Raw genomic sequence first — 17413 nt, 5'->3', positions numbered from 1 at the left:
AGGCGGGCGGGTCTCACGCGGCGACCACGTCGACCGCCTCGGCGGGCGCCTTGATGGTCACCCGTTCCGGTGGCACACCGGTCACCGACACGGAACCCAGCATCGGGCGAACCGACGCGGGCACAGGCTGGCTGGGGGTGGCCGCTGCAGACTGGGCCAGCTCGGCGAGGGCGAGCTCGTCGCTCACTTCCCGCATGAGCTCGGACATCCGTACGTCCAGCGCGTCGCAGATGGCGGAGAGCAGCTCGGAGGAAGCCTCCTTCTGCCCCCGCTCCACCTCGGAGAGATAGCCGAGTGAGACTCGGGCGGACGAGGAGACTTCGCGCAGAGTACGGCCCTGGCGCTGGCGCTGCCGACGCAGCACGTCACCCAGTAGGCGACGGAGCAGAATCATCGGTGGCTCCCTCCTCGGACCGCGTAGCCGCATCCTTCACGCCCCACCGTACCGCCTCGCGCTGCGGCCGTGCGGGGAGCGATGTCGTGTTCACTCAGGGCTGCAAACATCAAAACCCCCCGTTCTGTTCCGTATCCTGTGCCCGCTCGTTCCCGGTCTGTTCGCCCGCAAGCTCGGTCAGGAGCAGTGCGAGTACGCTCCGTACACTCTCTCTACGAATTTCCGCCCGGTCGCCGTTCAACCGCAGGGCCTCCACTTTTCCGCCGCCGGCAGAACCGGAATCCGGACCGGACGGCCCGTGTACCGCCACGAAGACCGTCCCCACGGGCTGCCCGTCCTGCGGGTCCGGGCCGGCGACGCCGGTCGTCGCGACGGCCCAGTCGGCCCCGAGCGCCTCACGGGCTCCGGCCGCCATCTGGGCCGCGACCTGCGCGTCCACCGCTCCACGAGCCTCCAGCAGGGCGGCGTCGACACCGAGCAGCCGATGCTTGACGTCGGTGGCGTACGCCGTCACCGAGCCGCGGAAGACCTTGGACGCCCCGGGGACCGAGGTGATCTCCGCGGCGACCAGGCCACCGGTCAGCGACTCGGCGACAGCGAGCGTCTCGTGTCTCACGGTGAGTAGTCGCACCACGTCGGCGGCCGTGGGGTTCACGCTCGGGTCTCCTCCGCCGCGGCCCTGCGGTCCGCGATTCCCTGCCTGCGCAGCACGATGGCCTGTCTCACATAGTCGAGCCCGGTCGCCACGGTCAGGACGACCGCCGCGGCCATCACCCAGAACCTCAGGGTGGCCAGCCAGCCGGTCAGCGCCAGGACGTACATCCCGACGGCGATGCCCTGGACGAGCGTCTTCAGCTTGCCGCCCCGACTCGCCGGGATGACGCCGTACCGGATGACGACGAAACGCAGCAGGGTGATCCCGAGTTCCCGGCCGAGGATCACGATCGTCACCCACCACGGCAGGTCGCCGAGCCAGGAGAGGCAGATCAGCGCCGCTCCCATGATCGCCTTGTCGGCGATGGGGTCGGCGATCTTCCCGAAGTCGGTGACGAGGTCGTAGGTCCGCGCCAGGTGCCCGTCGAACAGGTCCGTGATCATGGCGATGGCGAAGGCGGCCCAGGCGAACGAGCGCCACGCCGGGTCGTAGCCGCCGTGGGCGAGCATCAGGGCGACGAACCCGGGCACCAGGATCAGCCGGAGCATCGTCAGGAAGTTGGCGATGTTCCACACGCTCGCCTGGTTGACGGCGGCGGCCGCGATCTTCGCCGCCCGCGGCGGCCTGGCTGCCCCCTGCGCACCGGCGGTCTCGGCGACGACGGCCGTGCCCGCGGGCTCCGCCGCGGTCGCCTCCGCCCGCGTGGCCTGGGCGGCCTGGGCCGCCGACGGCTGCGAAGCCGGGGCCTGCGCGGCCGAGGCCTGTGGGGAGCCGCCCGCGGCGGACGCCGGAACACCCGTCATCTGGCCGCCTCCTCGCTACACCCGAACGAGCCCGGCAGGGGCTCGGCCACCAGGTCGACGCCTTCCGTGCCGACCACCTTCGCCTCGACCATACGACCGACGCTCAGACCTTCGCCCGATGTGAGCAGCACCTGGCCGTCCGTCTCCGGCGCCTGGTGCGCGCCGCGGCCGTACACGCCCTCGTCGTCGACCGACTCCACGAGCATGTGCACGGTCTCGCCCACGCGTTCCTCGGCCCGCTGCGAGACGAGCTCCTCGGCGAGCCGGGAGACCCGGGCGAGCCGCTCGGCCACCACGTCCGTGTCGAGCTTGCCGTCGTACGTCGCGGCCTCGGTGCCCTCCTCGTCGGAGTAGCCGAAGACGCCGATGGCGTCCAGCCGCGCGCCGTTCAGGAAGCGCTCGAGCTCGGCCAGGTCGGCCTCGGACTCGCCGGGGAAGCCCACGATGAAGTTGGAGCGCACGCCCGCCTGGGGCGCCTTGCTCCGGATGGTGTCGAGCAGTTCCAGGAAGCGGTCGGTGTCGCCGAAGCGGCGCATCGCGCGCAGCACGCCGGGTGCGGAGTGCTGGAAGGACAGGTCGAAGTAGGGCGCGATCTTCGGCGTCGAGGCGAGGACGTCGATGAGGCCGGGCCGCATCTCGGCCGGCTGGAGGTAGCTGACGCGCACCCGCTCCAGCCCGTCGACCTCGGCGAGCTCGGGCAGCAGCGACTCCAGCAGACGGATGTCGCCGAGGTCCTTGCCGTAGGAGGTGTTGTTCTCGGAGACCAGCATGATCTCCTTCACGCCCTGCTCGGCGAGCCAGCGCGTCTCGTTCAGCACATCGCTGGGGCGGCGCGAGATGAAAGAGCCGCGGAAGGACGGGATGGCGCAGAAGGAGCAGCGCCGGTCGCAGCCGGAGGCGAGCTTGACGGAGGCCACCGGGGCGCCGTCCAGCCGTCGGCGCAGGGGCGCGCGGGGGCCGGACTGCGGGGCGAGGCCCTCGGGCAGGTCCGTGGGCGCGCCGTGCCCGGGCAGGGCGACGTCGGCCGCCGACTGGCGCTCGGCCGGGCTGATGGGCAGCAGCTTGCGCCGGTCGCGCGGGGTGTGGGAGGCGTGGATGCCGCCGTTCAGGATGGTCTGGAGGCGGTCGGAGATGTCGGCGTAGTCGTCGAAGCCGAGCACGCCGTCGGCCTCGGGCAGGGCGTCGGCGAGTTCCTTGCCGTACCGCTCGGCCATGCAGCCCACGGCCACGACGGCCTGGGTTCTGGCGTGGCCCTTGAGGTCGTTGGCCTCCAGCAGGGCGTCGACGGAGTCCTTCTTGGCGGCGTCGACGAAGCCACAGGTGTTGACGACGGCGACGTCCGCTTCCTCGGCGTCCTCCACGAGCTGCCAGCCGTCCGCCTCCAAACGGCCTGCGAGCTCCTCCGAGTCCACCTCGTTACGGGCGCAGCCAAGGGTGACGAGTGCGACGGTACGGCGTTCAGGCATGGGCTCAAGACTACTTCGTCTCACCGACAGCCCACGTCGACGGGGTTGACGATCTTCGTCCGCCCCGTCGGGCGCGGGTGCGCCGGGCTCATCCCGCCTGCGGGTCGCCCTTCGTGTACGTCAGCCGCTCCACCGCTCCGGGCCGGAAGTCGTCGTTGATCTTCTTGCCGTTGACGAACAGGTCGATCGCGCCGGCGTCGCCGAGCACGAGGTTGATCTTCTCGCTGTCCTGGAAGGTCTGGGAGTCGCCCTGCTTGAGCAGTCCGTCGAAGATCAGCCGGCCGTTGTGGTCCTTGGCGGCGACCCAGCTGCGGCCGTCCGCGGCGCTGACCTGGACGGTCACCTTGTCCTGGGGGGCCGCGGCGATGGCGCTGTCGGACGGCTCCGGCTTCTGGCCGACGGGCTTGTCGGACTTCGGCGTGGGGGAGGCGGTCTTCGCGGTCGTGGGGGTGGCGCCCTCGGCGACCTGCTCCTCCGCTCCGCCGTCGTCGCCGCCCTTGAAGGCGGTGAAGCCGACGAAGCCGACGACGGCGACGATCGCGGCGACCATGGCGGCGGTCCAGTTCGGCCCGCGCCGCTCGGGGCGGATGCGTTCCGCCTCGAACAGGGGCGCGGCAGGAGTCGGCGCGGGACGGCCGCCGTGGGTGGCGTCGTAGCGCTCGATCAGCGGGGCTGCGTCGAGACGCACGGCCCTGGCCAGCGTCCGGATGTGCCCGCGCGCGTAGACGTCCCCGCCGCAGGGGGCGAAGTCGTCCGCCTCGATGGCGTGGACGATGGCGATACGGACCCGGGTGGCGGTGCTGACGTCGTCGACCGTCAGCCCTGCCTCGATGCGCGCCTGCCGCAGGGCGCGGCCGATGGAGACGGGGGCTTCCTCGGACGGGTCTTCGAACGGACGCTCGTCTTCAGGGGAGTTGCCGAGGGACACGGGGGCGCCTTTCGAGCGTGTAGCCACCTGTGCTGGGGGTTCAGTCTAGGGGGGGTGCCGAAGGGAGGGGCAAGCGGGCGGTACGACTTTGTACGCCATCGGTATGGCCGGTCACACCGATGACGGGCCGGTTGCGGCCCCGACGGGGAGCCGCACCTGTCCTCTCGCTCAACTGGACGTACGCCGAAGGGAAACGGTTGCCCACTGCTCTCTAACGGGTGAGTCACGGCCGGCGCCCTCTCCCCTCGACCGACGTCTACCCCTCAGACTGCCCCCGGATCACGGCGAGAACGCCGTCCAACTCGTCCGGTTTCACGAGAACGTCACGCGCCTTGGAGCCCTCGCTGGGGCCGACGATGTTCCGCGACTCCATGAGGTCCATCAGCCGGCCGGCCTTGGCGAAGCCCACGCGCAGCTTGCGCTGGAGCATGGACGTCGACCCGAACTGGGTGGAGACGACCAGCTCGGCCGCCTGGCACAGCAGGTCGAGGTCGTCGCCGATGTCCTCGTCGATCTCCTTCTTCTGCTTGGCGCCGACGGTGACGTCGTCGCGGAAGACGGGCGCCATCTGGTCCTTGCAGTGCTGGACGACCGCCGCGACCTCGGCCTCGGTCACGAAGGCGCCCTGCATACGGGTGGGCTTGTTGGCGCCCATCGGCAGGAACAGCCCGTCGCCCTTGCCGATCAGCTTCTCGGCGCCCGGCTGGTCGAGGATGACGCGCGAGTCGGCGAGCGAGGAGGTGGCGAAGGCGAGCCGCGAGGGCACGTTCGCCTTGATCAGACCGGTGACGACGTCGACCGAGGGCCGCTGGGTGGCGAGCACCAGGTGGATGCCGGCCGCGCGCGCGAGCTGCGTGATGCGCACGATGGAGTCCTCCACGTCCCGCGGCGCGACCATCATCAGGTCGGCGAGCTCGTCGACGATCACCAGTAGGTACGGATACGGCTGGAGCTCGCGCTCGCTGCCCTCGGGCGGCTTGACGGTGCCCTCGCGCACCGCGCGGTTGAAGTCGTCGATGTGCCGGTAGCCGTAGGCGGCGAGGTCGTCGTAGCGCAGGTCCATCTCGCGGACGACCCACTGGAGCGCCTCGGCGGCCCGCTTGGGGTTGGTGATGATCGGCGTGATCAGGTGCGGGATGCCCTCGTAGGCGGTCAGCTCGACGCGTTTGGGGTCGACGAGGATCATCCGGACGTCCTCGGGCGTCGCCCGGATCATGACCGAGGTGATCAGGCAGTTGATGCAGGACGACTTGCCCGATCCGGTGGCGCCGGCGACCAGTATGTGCGGCATCTTCGCCAGCGAGTGCATGACGTAGCCGCCCTCGACGTCCTTGCCGAAGGCGACCAGCATCGGGTCGTCGTCCTCGGCGGACTCGGCCAGCCGCAGCACGTCGCCGAGGTTGACCATCTCCCGGTCGGTGTTGGGGATCTCGATGCCGACCGCGGACTTGCCCGGGATCGGACTGATGATCCGCACGTCGGGGCTGGCCACCGCGTACGCGATGTTCTTCGCCAGCGCGGTGATCCGCTCGACCTTGACGGCCGGTCCGAGCTCGATCTCGTAGCGCGTGACCGTCGGTCCGCGGGTGAAGCCGGTGACGGCGGCGTCCACCTTGAACTCGGTGAAGACGTTCGTCAGGGAGGCGACGACGGCGTCGTTGGCGGCGCTGCGCGCCTTGCCGGGGCCGCCGCGCTCCAGGAGGTCGAGCGAGGGCAGCGCGTAGGTGATGTCGCCGGACAGCTGGAGCTGCTCGGCGCGTGCCGGCATCTCGCGCGGCGTCTCGGGGGCCGCCTTGGTCAGATCCGGTACCGCCCCCCCGGTCTTGAGCTTCTCCTGCCGGGGGCGGGGGGCCGGCGCCGGGACGGGCGTCGGCACGGGGGTCGGCGTGGTCGGCTCCCCTTCGCCCGCGCTCACGCCCTGGGTGAGGTCGGCGACGATCCGCGAGGGCGGCATGCCGTGCAGGACGGCGCCGTCGAGGTCGGCCGCCGCGGCCGCGGCGATGTCCACCGCGTCCATCTGCCGGTCCATGGCCGGCTGGGGCACGGCGGAGCGCCGGGGGCGGCCGCGTCGCCGGGGCAGCGCCTCCTGCTCGGCGCTGTCGGGGTCGTACGGGCCGGAGGCGCCACGCCGTCGAGGGCGCGCGGGCAGCGCCTCGCGCCACTGCTCGTCGTAGCGGGCGTCGTCGCTGTACTCGTCGTACTCGTCGTACTCGTCCTCGGCCGGGTCGCGCAGCACGCCGAGGCGCACCCCGAGCTGCCGCAGTCGCTGCGGGACGGCGTTGACCGGGGTGGCCGTGACGACCAGCAGCCCGAAGATCGTCAGCAGCACCAGCATCGGCACGGCGAGGACCTCGCCCATCGTGTACGTGAGCGGGGTGGCCGCACCCCAGCCGATGAGGCCGCCGGCGTCCCTTATGGCCTGCATGCCGGCGCTGCGGGCGGGCGCGCCGCAGGCGATGTGGACCTGTCCGAGCACGCCGATGACGAGCGCCGACAGCCCGATCACGATGCGGCCGTTGGCCTCGGGCTTCTCGGGGTGACGGATGAAGCGCACGGCGACGACCGCGAACAGGATCGGCACGAGCAGGTCGAGCCGGCCGAAGGCGCCGGTCACGAGGATCTCGACGAGGTCGCCCACGGGACCGCGCAGGTCGGCCCAGGTGCCCGCGGCGACGATCAGCGCGACGCCGAACAACAGCAGCGCGACGCCGTCCTTGCGGTGGGCCGGGTCCAGGTTCTTCGCGCCGTTCCCTATACCGCGGAACACGGCGCCGACGGCGTGCGCGAGACCGAGCCAGATGGCGCGTACGAGCCGGTAGACGCCCCCGGTGGGGCTGGGAGCCGGCGCGGGCGGGGGTCTTCTGGCCGCGGCTTTCCTGGCGGGCGCCTTCTTCGCCGGGATCTTCTTCGCGGCGGCCTTCTTCGCCGGAGCCCTCGCCGGAGCGGCCGCCTTCCTGGCGGGCGGCTTCTTGGCTGCGGAGGGACGTGAGGCCATGGTGTGAGGTTACCGGTGAAGACCACAAGGGACACGTGTGCCCACTGCTTCACCCGTTCGTGTCGCACGCTCCGGGGCGCGGAACTGACGCCCGCCGCGCGGGGAGAGGGAACTGACGCGCCTTCACGCACAACTGCGTGCGTCGTACGCGTCAGTTCCGATCAGTTCGGCGAGGGCACCGAGGCCGGACCTCCGCCGGTGCCCGGTTCCAGGGCGTCCAGCGCCCGGCGCAGACCGGTGAGTTTGCGCTCCAGGTGAGCCGCCGTTGCCACCGCCGCCGCGTCCGCCGACTCGTCGTCCAGTTGCTTGGACAGGGCCTCCGCCTGTTCCTCGACGGCCGCGAGCCGTGCGGAGAGCTCCGCGAGCAGCCCGGCCGGCTCCTTGGCCCCGCCGGCGGCGGCCTTGCCGCCGCCGCCCTCCAACTGCAGCCGCAGCAGCGCCGCCTGCTCGCGCAGCTGGCAGTTCTTCATGTACAGCTCGACGAACACCGAGACCTTCGCGCGCAGCACCCACGGGTCGAACGGCTTGGAGATGTAGTCCACCGCGCCCGCCGCGTACCCGCGGAAGGTGTGGTGCGGCCCGTGGTTGATCGCGGTGAGGAAGATGATCGGGATGTCCCGGGTCCGCTCCCGCCGCTTGATGTGCGCGGCCGTCTCGAAGCCGTCCATCCCCGGCATCTGGACGTCCAGCAGGATGACCGCGAAGTCGTCCGTCAGCAGTGCTTTGAGCGCCTCTTCCCCGGACGATGCCCTCACCAGCGTCTGATCGAGCGCAGAGAGGATCGCCTCCAGCGCCAGCAGATTCTCCGGCCGGTCATCGACCAGGAGGATCTTGGCCTTCTGCACCATGGCCCGCCCTCCTCGCCCCGGCAGTGCACCGGGCGCCGCCCCTGGGGACGACTCCTTTGCGCCGCCCTTCCTTGTGCCGGTCATCGTAGCCGCACCCCGACCGTCGCCACACCCTGTCACCGTGATGTCACTGTGCACGTAGCAGGAACGCAGCAGGAGACCAGAAGGTTCCCCGCATCCCGCCTCGCCACACGGTGACGGCCACCCTGCGTCAGCAACTCCCGGCATCCTCGGAAGGTTCCCGTCACGCCAAGGGTTCCCGCCAGAGGACGCCTCACGCGTCCCTCATCCACTGCTGCATCACCGACAGCAGGTGATCCGGGTCGACCGGCTTCGTCACATAGTCGGAGGCGCCCGACTCGATCGCCTTCTCCCGGTCGCCCTTCATCGCCTTCGCGGTCAGCGCGATGATCGGCAGCCCGGAGAACTGCGGCATCCGCCGGATCGCCGTCGTCGTCGCGTAGCCGTCCATCTCCGGCATCATGATGTCCATCAGGACGACCGCCACGTCGTCGTGCTGCTCCAGGACCTCGATGCCCTCCCGGCCGTTCTCCGCGTACAGCACCGACAGACCGTGCTGTTCCAGGACGCTGGTCAGCGCGAACACGTTGCGGATGTCGTCGTCGACGATGAGCACCTTCTCGCCGCCGAACTTGATGCCCGCGCGTGCCTGCGCCTCCGCCTGCTGGTTGCGGGCCGGCCACTGGTCGGGCCGGCCGACCTGCTCGCCGCCGCTCACCAGCCGCCGCCGTCGCCTGAACAGCGCCGCCGGACCGTTCTGCGCGTCCTGGTACGACCGCACCTCGGCCGGCGTCCGGATCTCCGCCGGGGACAGCTCGGACGACTGCGCCGCCCCGTTCTCCGAGGCCACCAGGTCGCCGGCCTCCAGGGCGGGCACCACCTGCTGGTAGCCCTGCGGCGGCAGCTCGCTCGGGTGCAGCGGCAGGTACAGCGTGAAGGTGGAGCCGCGCCCCGGCTCGCTCTGCGCGTGGATCTCGCCTCCCAGCAGCTGCGCGATCTCCCGCGAGATCGACAGCCCGAGGCCGGTGCCGCCGTACTTGCGGCTGGTGGTGCCGTCCGCCTGCTTGAACGCCTCGAAGATCACCCGCATCTTGCTGGCCGCGATCCCGATGCCGGTGTCGGTCACCGAGAAGGCGATCAGCGGCGCGTCCGCGTCGGTCAGCGAACCGGCCTCCAGCAACTGCTCCCGGATCGCCACCGGCACCTCCGCGCCCGCCGGGCGGATCACCAGCTCGACCGACCCGGAGTCGGTGAACTTCACGGCGTTGGACAACAGGTTGCGCAGCACTTGCAGCAGCCGCTGCTCGTCCGTGTGCAGCGTGGCCGGCAGCTCCGGCGACACCCGCACGGACAGGTCCAGGCCCTTCTCCGCGGTCAGCGGACGGAAGGTGGCCTCCACGTAGTCGACCAGCTGGACGAGCGCGATGCGCGTCGGCGAGACGTCCATCTTGCCCGCCTCGACCTTCGACAGGTCCAAAATGTCGTTGATCAGCTGGAGCAGGTCGGAACCGGCCCCGTGGATCGTCTCGGCGAACTCGACCTGCTTGGGCGAGAGGTTGCCCTCCGCGTTGTCGGCGAGCAGCTTCGCCAGGATCAGCAGCGAGTTGAGCGGAGTGCGCAGCTCGTGCGACATGTTGGCGAGGAACTCGCTCTTGTAGCGCATCGACACCGCGAGCTGCTCGGCACGCTCCTCCAGGACCTGCCGCGCCTCCTCGATCTCGGTGTTCTTCACCTCGATGTCGCGGTTCTGCTGGGCCAGCAGCTCGGCCTTCTCCTCCAGTTCGGCGTTGGACGCCTGCAGGGCCTTCTGCCGCTGCTCCAACTCGGCTGAACGCTCCCGCAGTTGCTCGGTCAGCTCCTGCGACTGCTTCAGCAGCTGCTCCGTCTTGGTGTTCACGGAGATGGTGTTGACGCTGGTCGCGATCATCTCGGCCAGCTGGTTGAGGAAGTCCTTCTGGATCTGGGTGAACGGCGTGAACGACGCCAGCTCGATCACCCCGAGCACCTGGCCCTCGAACAGCACCGGCAACACGATCACCTGCGCGGGCGGCGCCTCGCCGAGCCCCGAGGAGATCTTCAGGTAGCCGCTCGGCGCGTTCGCGACGAGGATCGTGCGCTTCTCCTCGGCGGCCGTCCCCACCAGCGCCTCGCCCGGCCGGAACGACGACGGCATGGATCCCATCGAGTAGCCGTACGAGCCCAGCATCCGCAGCTCGTACAGGTCCGCGTCACCGTCGGCCGGCGGCATCGCCAGGAAGAACGCGCCGTGCTGCGCGGCCACCAGCGGCGGCAGCTCACTCATGATCAGCGACGCGACGTCCTGAAGGTCACGCCGGCCCTGCATCAGTGCGGACACGCGCGCGAGGTTGCCCTTGAGCCAGTCCTGCTCCTTGTTGGCGATCGTGGTGTCGCGCAGGTTGGCGATCATCTTGTTGATGTAGTCCTGGAGCTCCTGGATCTCCCCGGACGCGTCCACGTCGATCTTCAGGTTCAGGTCGCCGCGGGTCACCGCGGTAGCCACCCGCGCGATCGCCCGCACCTGCCGGGTCAGGTTCCCGGCCATCTCGTTCACGGACTCCGTCAGATCGCGCCAGGTGCCGTCCACGTCACGCACGCGTGCCTGACCGCCCAGCTGCCCCTCGGTGCCCACCTCGCGGGCGACCCGGGTGACCTCCTCGGCGAACGACGACAGCTGGTCGACCATCGTGTTGATGGTCGTCTTCAGCTCGAGGATCTCCCCGCGCGCGTCGATGTCGATCTTCTTGGTCAGGTCGCCCTTGGCGATGGCCGTCGTCACCATCGCGATGTTGCGCACCTGACCGGTCAGGTTGGACGCCATGCCGTTCACCGAGTCGGTGAGGTCCTTCCACGTGCCCGCCACACCCGGCACATGCGCCTGACCGCCCAGGATCCCGTCCGTGCCCACCTCACGGGCCACCTTGGTGACCTGCTCGGCGAACGAGGACAGCGTCTTCACCATGGTGTTGAAGGTGTCGGCGAGCTGCTGGACCTCGCCGCGCGCCTCGATCGTCACCTGCCGCGTCAGGTCGCCGTTGGCGACGGCCGCAGCGACCTGGGAGATGTTGCGCACCTGCATGGTCAGGTTCTTGGCCATCAGGTTGACGTTGCCGCTGAGGTCCTTCCAGATGCCCGTGACGCCCGGCACGTGCGCCTGACCGCCCAGGATGCCCTCGGTGCCCACCTCACGGGCCACCCGGGTCACCTGCTCGGCGAACGACGACAGCTGGTCGACCATCGTGTTCACGGTGGTGACGAGCTCCAGGATCTCGCCCTTGGCGTCGACGGTGATCTTCTTCGACAGATCGCCCTTGGCGACCGCGGTCGTCACCTCGGCGATCTGGCGCACCTGGATGGTCAGGTTGTTCGCCATGAAGTTGACGGACTGCGTGAGGTCCTTCCAGGTGCCGGAGACGCCCTGCACCTCGGCCTGTCCGCCGAGCTGCCCCTCCGTACCGACCTCCCGGGCCACCCGAGTGACCTCCTGGGCGAACGACGACAGCTGGTCGACCATCGTGTTCAGGGTGTTCTTCAGCTCCAGGATCTCCCCGCGCGCGTCCACGGTGATCTTCTGCGAGAGATCACCGCGCGCCACGGCGGTGGCGACCTGGGCGATGTTGCGCACCTGGGCGGTGAGGTTGCCGGCCATGCCGTTCACCGAGTCCGTCAGGTCGCGCCACACGCCGGCCACCCCGGGCACCTGGGCCTGCCCGCCCAGCCGTCCCTCGGTGCCCACGTCGCGCGCGACCCGGGTCACCTGGTCGGCGAACGCGGAGAGCTGGTCGACCATCGTGTTGATGGTGTTCTTCAGCTCGAGGATCTCCCCGCGCGCGTCCACGTCGATCTTCTGCGACAGGTCGCCCCGGGCCACCGCCGTCGTCACCTGAGCGATGTTGCGCACCTGCGAGGTCAGGTTCCCGGCCATCGAGTTGACGGAGTCGGTGAGCTCCTTCCAGGTGCCGGAGACGCCGTCCACCCGCGCCTGGCCGCCCAGCCGGCCCTCGGTGCCCACGTCCCGGGCCATCCGCGTCACCTGGTCGGCGAACGACGACAGCTGGTCCACCATCGTGTTCACGGTGTTCTTCAGCTGCGCCATCTCACCGGAGACGTCCACGGTGACCTTCTGCGACAGGTCCCCGTTGGCCACCGCCGTGGTGACCTGCGCGATGTTCCTCACCTGTCCGGTGAGATTCCTGAACGCCGTGTTGACGGAGTCCGTCAGGTCCTTCCAGGTGCCGGCCGCGCCCGACACCTGGGCCTGACCGCCCAGCTCGCCCTCGACCCCGATCTCCCGCGCCACCCGCGTCACCTCGGCGCCGAAGGCCGACAACTGGTCGACCATGCCGTTGACGGTGTTCTTCAGTTCCAGCATCTCGCCGGCCACGTCCACCGTGACCTTCTGCGACAGATCACCGCTGGCCACCGCCGTCGTCACCGCCGCGATGTCCCGCACCTGCGTGGTCAGATTGCGGAACACGGTGTTGACGGAGTCCGTCAGGTCCTTCCAGGTGCCGGCCGCGCCCGGCACGTTCGCCTGGCCGCCCAGCTGTCCCGCGGCCCCCACCTCGTTGGCCACGCGCGTGACCTCGTCCGCGAAGGTCCGCAGCGTCTCGGTCATCTGGTTGATCGTGTCCGCGAGCTGGGCGACCTCACCGCGCGCCGACACCGTCACCTTCTGCGACAGATCGCCGTTGGCGACCGCCGTCGTCACCTCCGCGATCCCGCGCACCTGGGCCGTCAGGTTCCCGGCCATGGTGTTCACCGAATCGGTGAGCTCCTTCCACACGCCGTCCACACCTGACACCTGCGCCTGGCCGCCGAGGATGCCCTCGGTGCCCACCTCGCGGGCCACCCGGGTCACCTCGGAGGAGAACGCGGAGAGCTGGTCCACCATCGTGTTGACGGTGTTCTTCAGCTCGAGCATCTCGCCCTCGACGTGAACCGTCACCTTCCGCGACAGATCACCCTTGGCCACGGCCGTCGTCACCAGCGCGATGTCCCGCACCTGCGCCGTCAGCCGGTAGGCCATCGTGTTGACGGACTCCGTGAGGTCCTTCCACGACCCCGACATACCGCGCACCTGGGCCTGACCGCCCAGCTTGCCCTCGGTGCCCACCTCACTGGCCACCCGCGTGACCTCGTCGGTGAACGTCGACAACTGGTCGACCAGGTTGTTGACCGTCCGCCCGACCTTCAGGAACTCGCCGCGCAGCGGATGCCCGGTCCCCTCCGGTGTGTGCGTCCGCAGCTCCATCCGCGGTGACAGATCACCCTCGGCGACCGCCGACAGCACCCGTCCGACCTCGGAGACCGGGCGCACGAGGTCGTCGACCAGCGCGTTCGAGTTGTCGACGGCGGTCGCCCAGGATCCCTCGCAGGCCCCCGTCTCCAGCCGCTCGGTGAGCTTCCCCTCACGCCCCACCATGCGCCGCACACGGGACAGTTCACCCGTGAGATGCAGGTTGCGGTCCGCCACCTCGTTGAAGACGGCAGCGATCTCGGACATCACGCCGTCGCCCGAGACCGTGAGCCGCTTGCGGAAATTCCCGTCCCGCATGGACACCAAGGCCACCAGCAACCGGTCCAAAGCTGCCGTGTCCACGACAGTGGTGCCACCGCGTGGAGTTCGTGGCCTGCTCAGAGACTGTCCGCCTTTCGCGCGCGCCTTAGTGCCCCGCGTCGCTGCGCCAGACTCCACTTGTCCCTCCCGCAGGGGTCGACCGTTACCGCTGTGCCTGGGTGCTGCTCGTCGTCGTTGCTCGTACCCACCGGTAATCCGCCCGATGGAACCGGACGGGCCCGGAGGGCTGCTGCCCCCTGAGCCCGGAAGACACTCCGTCTGCCCGGACCTTCACAGGAAGCCTGCCCAGTGTTTCACCCTTGCCGAACCAGGCCATAACAGTTCGGCAGCTTCGCACACGGTCCGCACACCCTCGGGCGGAAACACCGGCGACCGGCATCCGCCCGGCCCCGGAAGGTAAGTAACCTTGCATGCGGCTGTCCAGCCACACCGGTCCGACCGGTCTGGGCGGTGGCACGAACACGAGCGGGCATCGGAGGGGCGGCCGCACACATGACCACCGGACTGATCCCGGGGGGACAGACCCCGGACCCCCGGCCCACAGGCGCGCGCCCGCCCCGGCAGCGGCGCGACCTGGCCGGTCAGGGGGCCCTGTCCGCAGACAACCGGCCGAGGAGTTCTGTGATCACCGCGCGCGCGGCCGCCAGCTTCGAGCCCGTCGGGCGATCGGTGGCGACCGCCCGGTCCTTCGTCCGCGACACCCTCCAGGGCTGGGGTTTCGCCGACATCATCGACGACGCCGTCGTCCTCACCAGTGAGCTGGTGACCAACGCGGTCGTCCACGCCGGCACCCACGCCGACGTCCTGTGCCTGCGCAGCGACGACGGCGTCCGCATCGAGGTGGCCGACCGGTATCCCGAACGCGAGATCCCGCTCCAGGGCTCCCTCGCCACCATGGGCAGCCCCGACCGCGAAGGCGGCCGTGGACTCCAGCTGTGCGCCGCCATCGCCGGCCGCTGGGGCGTCGAGTACACCCCCACCCATAAACAGGTCTGGTTCCAACTCGACCTCCCCGACCGCCCCGTGGGCACCCGAACGGCCGGCCCCTCCCTCCCGGCCGACCTCCTCCCGCTCGCCGACAGCCGGGTCCGCGTCGCGGTCGTCCAGATCGACCGCACGGGCGCCATCTCCGCCTGGAACGAGGACGCGGAGGAGCTCTTCGGCTACTCCGCCGACCAGGTCACCGGCAAGCCCCTCACCGATCTCGCGGCCTGGCCGCACACCCCCGGCACCAGCACCGGCATCGTGGAGGCCCTCCAGCTCTCCCGCTGGGAGGGCAGCTACGGCATCCGCGGCGCCGACGGCCGCGTCATCCCCGTCTACGCCTCCCACCTCCGCGTCCGCGACACCGACGGCGAGCCCTCCACCGTCTGCCTGCTCGTCCGCGACCACGAACGCGCGGTCCTGCAGACGCCGTCCCGGGTCCCGGCCACCGACACGGGCACGGGCTCCGACGGCCAGAGCACGGACCCCTTCGAGGTGTTCATCGGCTCCCCCGCGCCGGACGACCTCGACGGCCTCCTCCAGCGCACCGTGGAACGCGCCCGCGACATGCTCGACGCCGACTCGGCCTTCCTCCTCCTGGCCACCGACGACGAGACGGAGCTCGAGGTCCGCGCCTCCACCGGTCTGCCCTCGGCCCGCCAGCGCTTCGCGCGCGTGCCCGTCGAGGCGGGCCCCGGCCGCTACGGCTCGGCCCGCATGCCGGCCGTCCACGAGGACCTCCTGGCCGTACCCGGCGCCGTCCCCCTGCTGAGCGGCACGGGCATGCGCTCGGTCGTCACGGTCCCGCTGAAGGTCGAAGGCCGCCTCACGGGCTCCCTCGGCGTGGCCGCCGAAGCGGCGGGCCGATACTCCAACGAGGAGGCCCTGCGCCTGCAGTTCGCGGCCGACCGCATCGCCCTGGCCGTGGAGTCCGCCCGCCTGGGCGAGCTGGAACGCCTGCGCCGCGGCTCCCTGAGCTTCCTCGTCGAGGCCTCCGACCTCCTCGCGGGCACCCTGGACCGCGACCAGACCCTGGCCCTGATGGCGCAGATGACGGTGCCGACACTGGCCACCTGGTGCGCGGTCTACACGATCGCCGACCAGGCCTCCGACCCCTACCTGTCGTACGTCCTGCACGAGGACGAGGAACTCATCGACGGCATCAAGTCGTTGCTCTCGAAGATCGCACCGCCGGACCCGGTCCCCACCCCCGGCGCCCGCGTCTGGGCGGCCCCCGCCGAGGCCGCGCACGACGCGGCCCTGCGCAGCTCCATGCGCAGCCTCGGACTGACCGGCGGCCCCACCCACCAGATCGCCTCGGGCATCGGCCCCACACTCGCCACAGCCTCCGCCGTCGGCGGCGAGACCGTGGTCCTCCCGCTGGTCGCCCGCAACCGCGTGATCGGCATGCTGACCCTCGGCAAACCCACGGACGAACACTTCCGCCAGGAGATCCTCGAACTGGCCGAGGACCTGAGCCGCAGAGCGGCCCTCGCTCTCGACAACGCCCGTCTCTACTCCGAGCGCACGGCCATCAGCCAGGCCCTCCAGCGCAGCCTGCTGCCCCCGGAACTCCCCTCGATCGACGGCGTCGAGGTGGAGGTCATCTACCGCGCGGCCGGCGAGGGCAACGAGGTCGGCGGCGACTTCTACGACGTCTTCCCGATCAGCGACGGCGCGTACGGCTTCGCCATCGGCGACGTCTGCGGCACGGGCCCGAACGCCGCCGCGGTGACGGGCCTGGCCCGGCACGCGCTCAGACTCCTGGCCCGGGAAGGCCTGAGCGGTCCGGCCGTCCTGGAGCGCCTGAACTCCGCCATCCTCGACGAGGGAGCGCGCAGCCGCTTCCTCACCCTCCTGTACGGCGAGATGCGCCCACAGGAGGACGGCAGCGCGGAACTGAAGTTGGTCTGCGCGGGCCACCCGCTCCCCCTGCGCCTCCGCCAGGACGGCACGGTCGAGCCGGCCGCCGAACCCCAGCCGCTGCTGGGCGTCATGGAGGACCTGGAGCTCTACGAGCAGACGGTCACCCTCGACCCGGGCGACGTCCTGCTCTGCGTCACGGACGGCGTCACCGAGCGCCGCGAGGGCACCCGCATGCTGGGCGACGACGGTCTCGCCGACGTCCTCACGACCTGCACGGGCCTCACGGCCGGCGCGGTCGCCGCCCGCATCATGCGCGCCGTGGAGCGCTTCGCGTCCGACGCCCCTTCCGACGACATGGCGATCCTGGCGATGCGCGTGGCCTGAGAAGACCGCCGGACATGAGAAAAGCCCCCGCCCGAACGGGCGGAGGCTTTTTTCGTGGAGCCCCCTAACGGAATCGAACCGTTGACCTTCTCCTTACCATGGAGACGCTCTGCCGACTGAGCTAAGGGGGCTGGTCACTTTTCGAGGTTTCCCTCGCGGCAACGGAATAGAGCATACCCCGAACAAGCCCGTGTTCTCAAACTCGTTCAGGAGGCGGCCCGGAGCAGTCGGTAGAGCGCCTTTCGGGACGGCGACAGCGGCCTGGACACCCGCAGTTGCGCCCGCCTCGGCGCGGCCAGGCCGACTGCGCCGGCGATCGCCAGGGACGCCGGCGCGGAACATGAGCTCCAACCGGCGCACAACAAAAAAGGGTTGGGATCCGAACCGAAGTTCGGATCCCAACCCTTTTGAATGATTGTTCGGCGGTGTCCTACTCTCCCACAGGGTCCCCCCTGCAGTACCATCGGCGC

General features: G+C 70.4%; 9 protein-coding genes and 1 tRNA gene. 1 reads left to right on the top strand and 9 read right to left on the bottom strand.

Annotated elements, in window-relative coordinates:
* Positions 1-13: 13 nt before the first annotated feature.
* From ACFVYK_RS27070 to ACFVYK_RS27035, 8 genes are all read right to left on the bottom strand, one after another.
* A complete protein-coding gene (locus tag ACFVYK_RS27070) occupies positions 14-394 on the bottom strand; it encodes a helix-turn-helix domain-containing protein (RefSeq protein WP_190150275.1) in 381 nt (126 codons plus the stop codon).
* A gap of 109 nt (positions 395-503) precedes the next feature.
* Entirely contained in the window at positions 504-1049 is a 546-nt protein-coding gene (locus ACFVYK_RS27065; RefSeq protein ID WP_389778477.1) for a CinA family protein, read from the bottom strand.
* Positions 1046-1852, bottom strand: coding sequence for a CDP-diacylglycerol--glycerol-3-phosphate 3-phosphatidyltransferase (gene pgsA, locus ACFVYK_RS27060; RefSeq protein WP_389778476.1), 807 nt, complete (start codon positions 1850-1852; stop codon positions 1046-1048). The genes ACFVYK_RS27065 and pgsA overlap by 4 nt, the downstream gene beginning before the upstream one ends.
* On the bottom strand, positions 1849-3318 hold the full coding sequence (gene rimO / locus ACFVYK_RS27055; RefSeq protein WP_389778474.1) for a 30S ribosomal protein S12 methylthiotransferase RimO: 1470 nt from the start codon (positions 3316-3318) through the stop codon (positions 1849-1851). Before rimO ends, pgsA begins: the two co-directional genes overlap by 4 nt.
* An 88-nt stretch (positions 3319-3406) precedes the next feature.
* Positions 3407-4246, bottom strand: coding sequence for a helix-turn-helix domain-containing protein (locus ACFVYK_RS27050; protein ID WP_389778473.1), 840 nt, complete (start codon positions 4244-4246; stop codon positions 3407-3409).
* Positions 4247-4502: 256 nt separating this feature from the next.
* Positions 4503-7241, bottom strand: a complete 2739-nt coding sequence (locus ACFVYK_RS27045) for a DNA translocase FtsK (RefSeq protein WP_389778471.1) — start codon at positions 7239-7241, stop codon at positions 4503-4505.
* A gap of 161 nt (positions 7242-7402) precedes the next feature.
* Positions 7403-8089, bottom strand: a complete 687-nt coding sequence (locus ACFVYK_RS27040) for a two-component system response regulator (RefSeq protein WP_389778469.1) — start codon at positions 8087-8089, stop codon at positions 7403-7405.
* A gap of 274 nt (positions 8090-8363) precedes the next feature.
* Positions 8364-13826, bottom strand: coding sequence for a HAMP domain-containing protein (locus ACFVYK_RS27035; RefSeq protein ID WP_389778467.1), 5463 nt, complete (start codon positions 13824-13826; stop codon positions 8364-8366).
* 375 nt (positions 13827-14201) lie between these two features.
* Here ACFVYK_RS27035 and ACFVYK_RS27030 point away from each other — a divergent pair, with 375 nt between their 5' ends.
* Positions 14202-16943, top strand: a complete 2742-nt coding sequence (locus ACFVYK_RS27030; RefSeq protein ID WP_389778465.1) for a SpoIIE family protein phosphatase — start codon at positions 14202-14204, stop codon at positions 16941-16943.
* Between the two features lie 55 nt (positions 16944-16998).
* Here the strand turns inward: ACFVYK_RS27030 and ACFVYK_RS27025 are convergent.
* Positions 16999-17074, bottom strand: a tRNA-Thr gene (locus ACFVYK_RS27025).
* Between the last annotated feature and the right edge of the window lie 339 nt (positions 17075-17413).

Source organism: Streptomyces sp. NPDC058291 (assembly GCF_042880855.1).
Classification (GTDB): domain Bacteria; phylum Actinomycetota; class Actinomycetes; order Streptomycetales; family Streptomycetaceae; genus Streptomyces.
Note: the sequence above shows the minus strand (reverse complement) of the source record. Positions and strands in the feature narration are given on the sequence as shown.

Excerpts from the sequence above, each read along its gene's own strand:
- ACFVYK_RS27070 (WP_190150275.1), bottom strand. The coding sequence starts at position 394 with ATGATTCTGCTCCGTCGCCTACTGGGTGACGTGCTGCGTCGGCAGCGC.
- pgsA (WP_389778476.1), bottom strand. The coding sequence starts at position 1,852 with ATGACGGGTGTTCCGGCGTCCGCCGCGGGCGGCTCCCCACAGGCCTCG.
- rimO (WP_389778474.1), bottom strand. The coding sequence starts at position 3,318 with ATGCCTGAACGCCGTACCGTCGCACTCGTCACCCTTGGCTGCGCCCGT.
- ACFVYK_RS27045 (WP_389778471.1), bottom strand. The coding sequence starts at position 7,241 with ATGGCCTCACGTCCCTCCGCAGCCAAGAAGCCGCCCGCCAGGAAGGCG.
- ACFVYK_RS27040 (WP_389778469.1), bottom strand. The coding sequence starts at position 8,089 with ATGGTGCAGAAGGCCAAGATCCTCCTGGTCGATGACCGGCCGGAGAAT.
- ACFVYK_RS27030 (WP_389778465.1), top strand. The coding sequence starts at position 14,202 with ATGACCACCGGACTGATCCCGGGGGGACAGACCCCGGACCCCCGGCCC.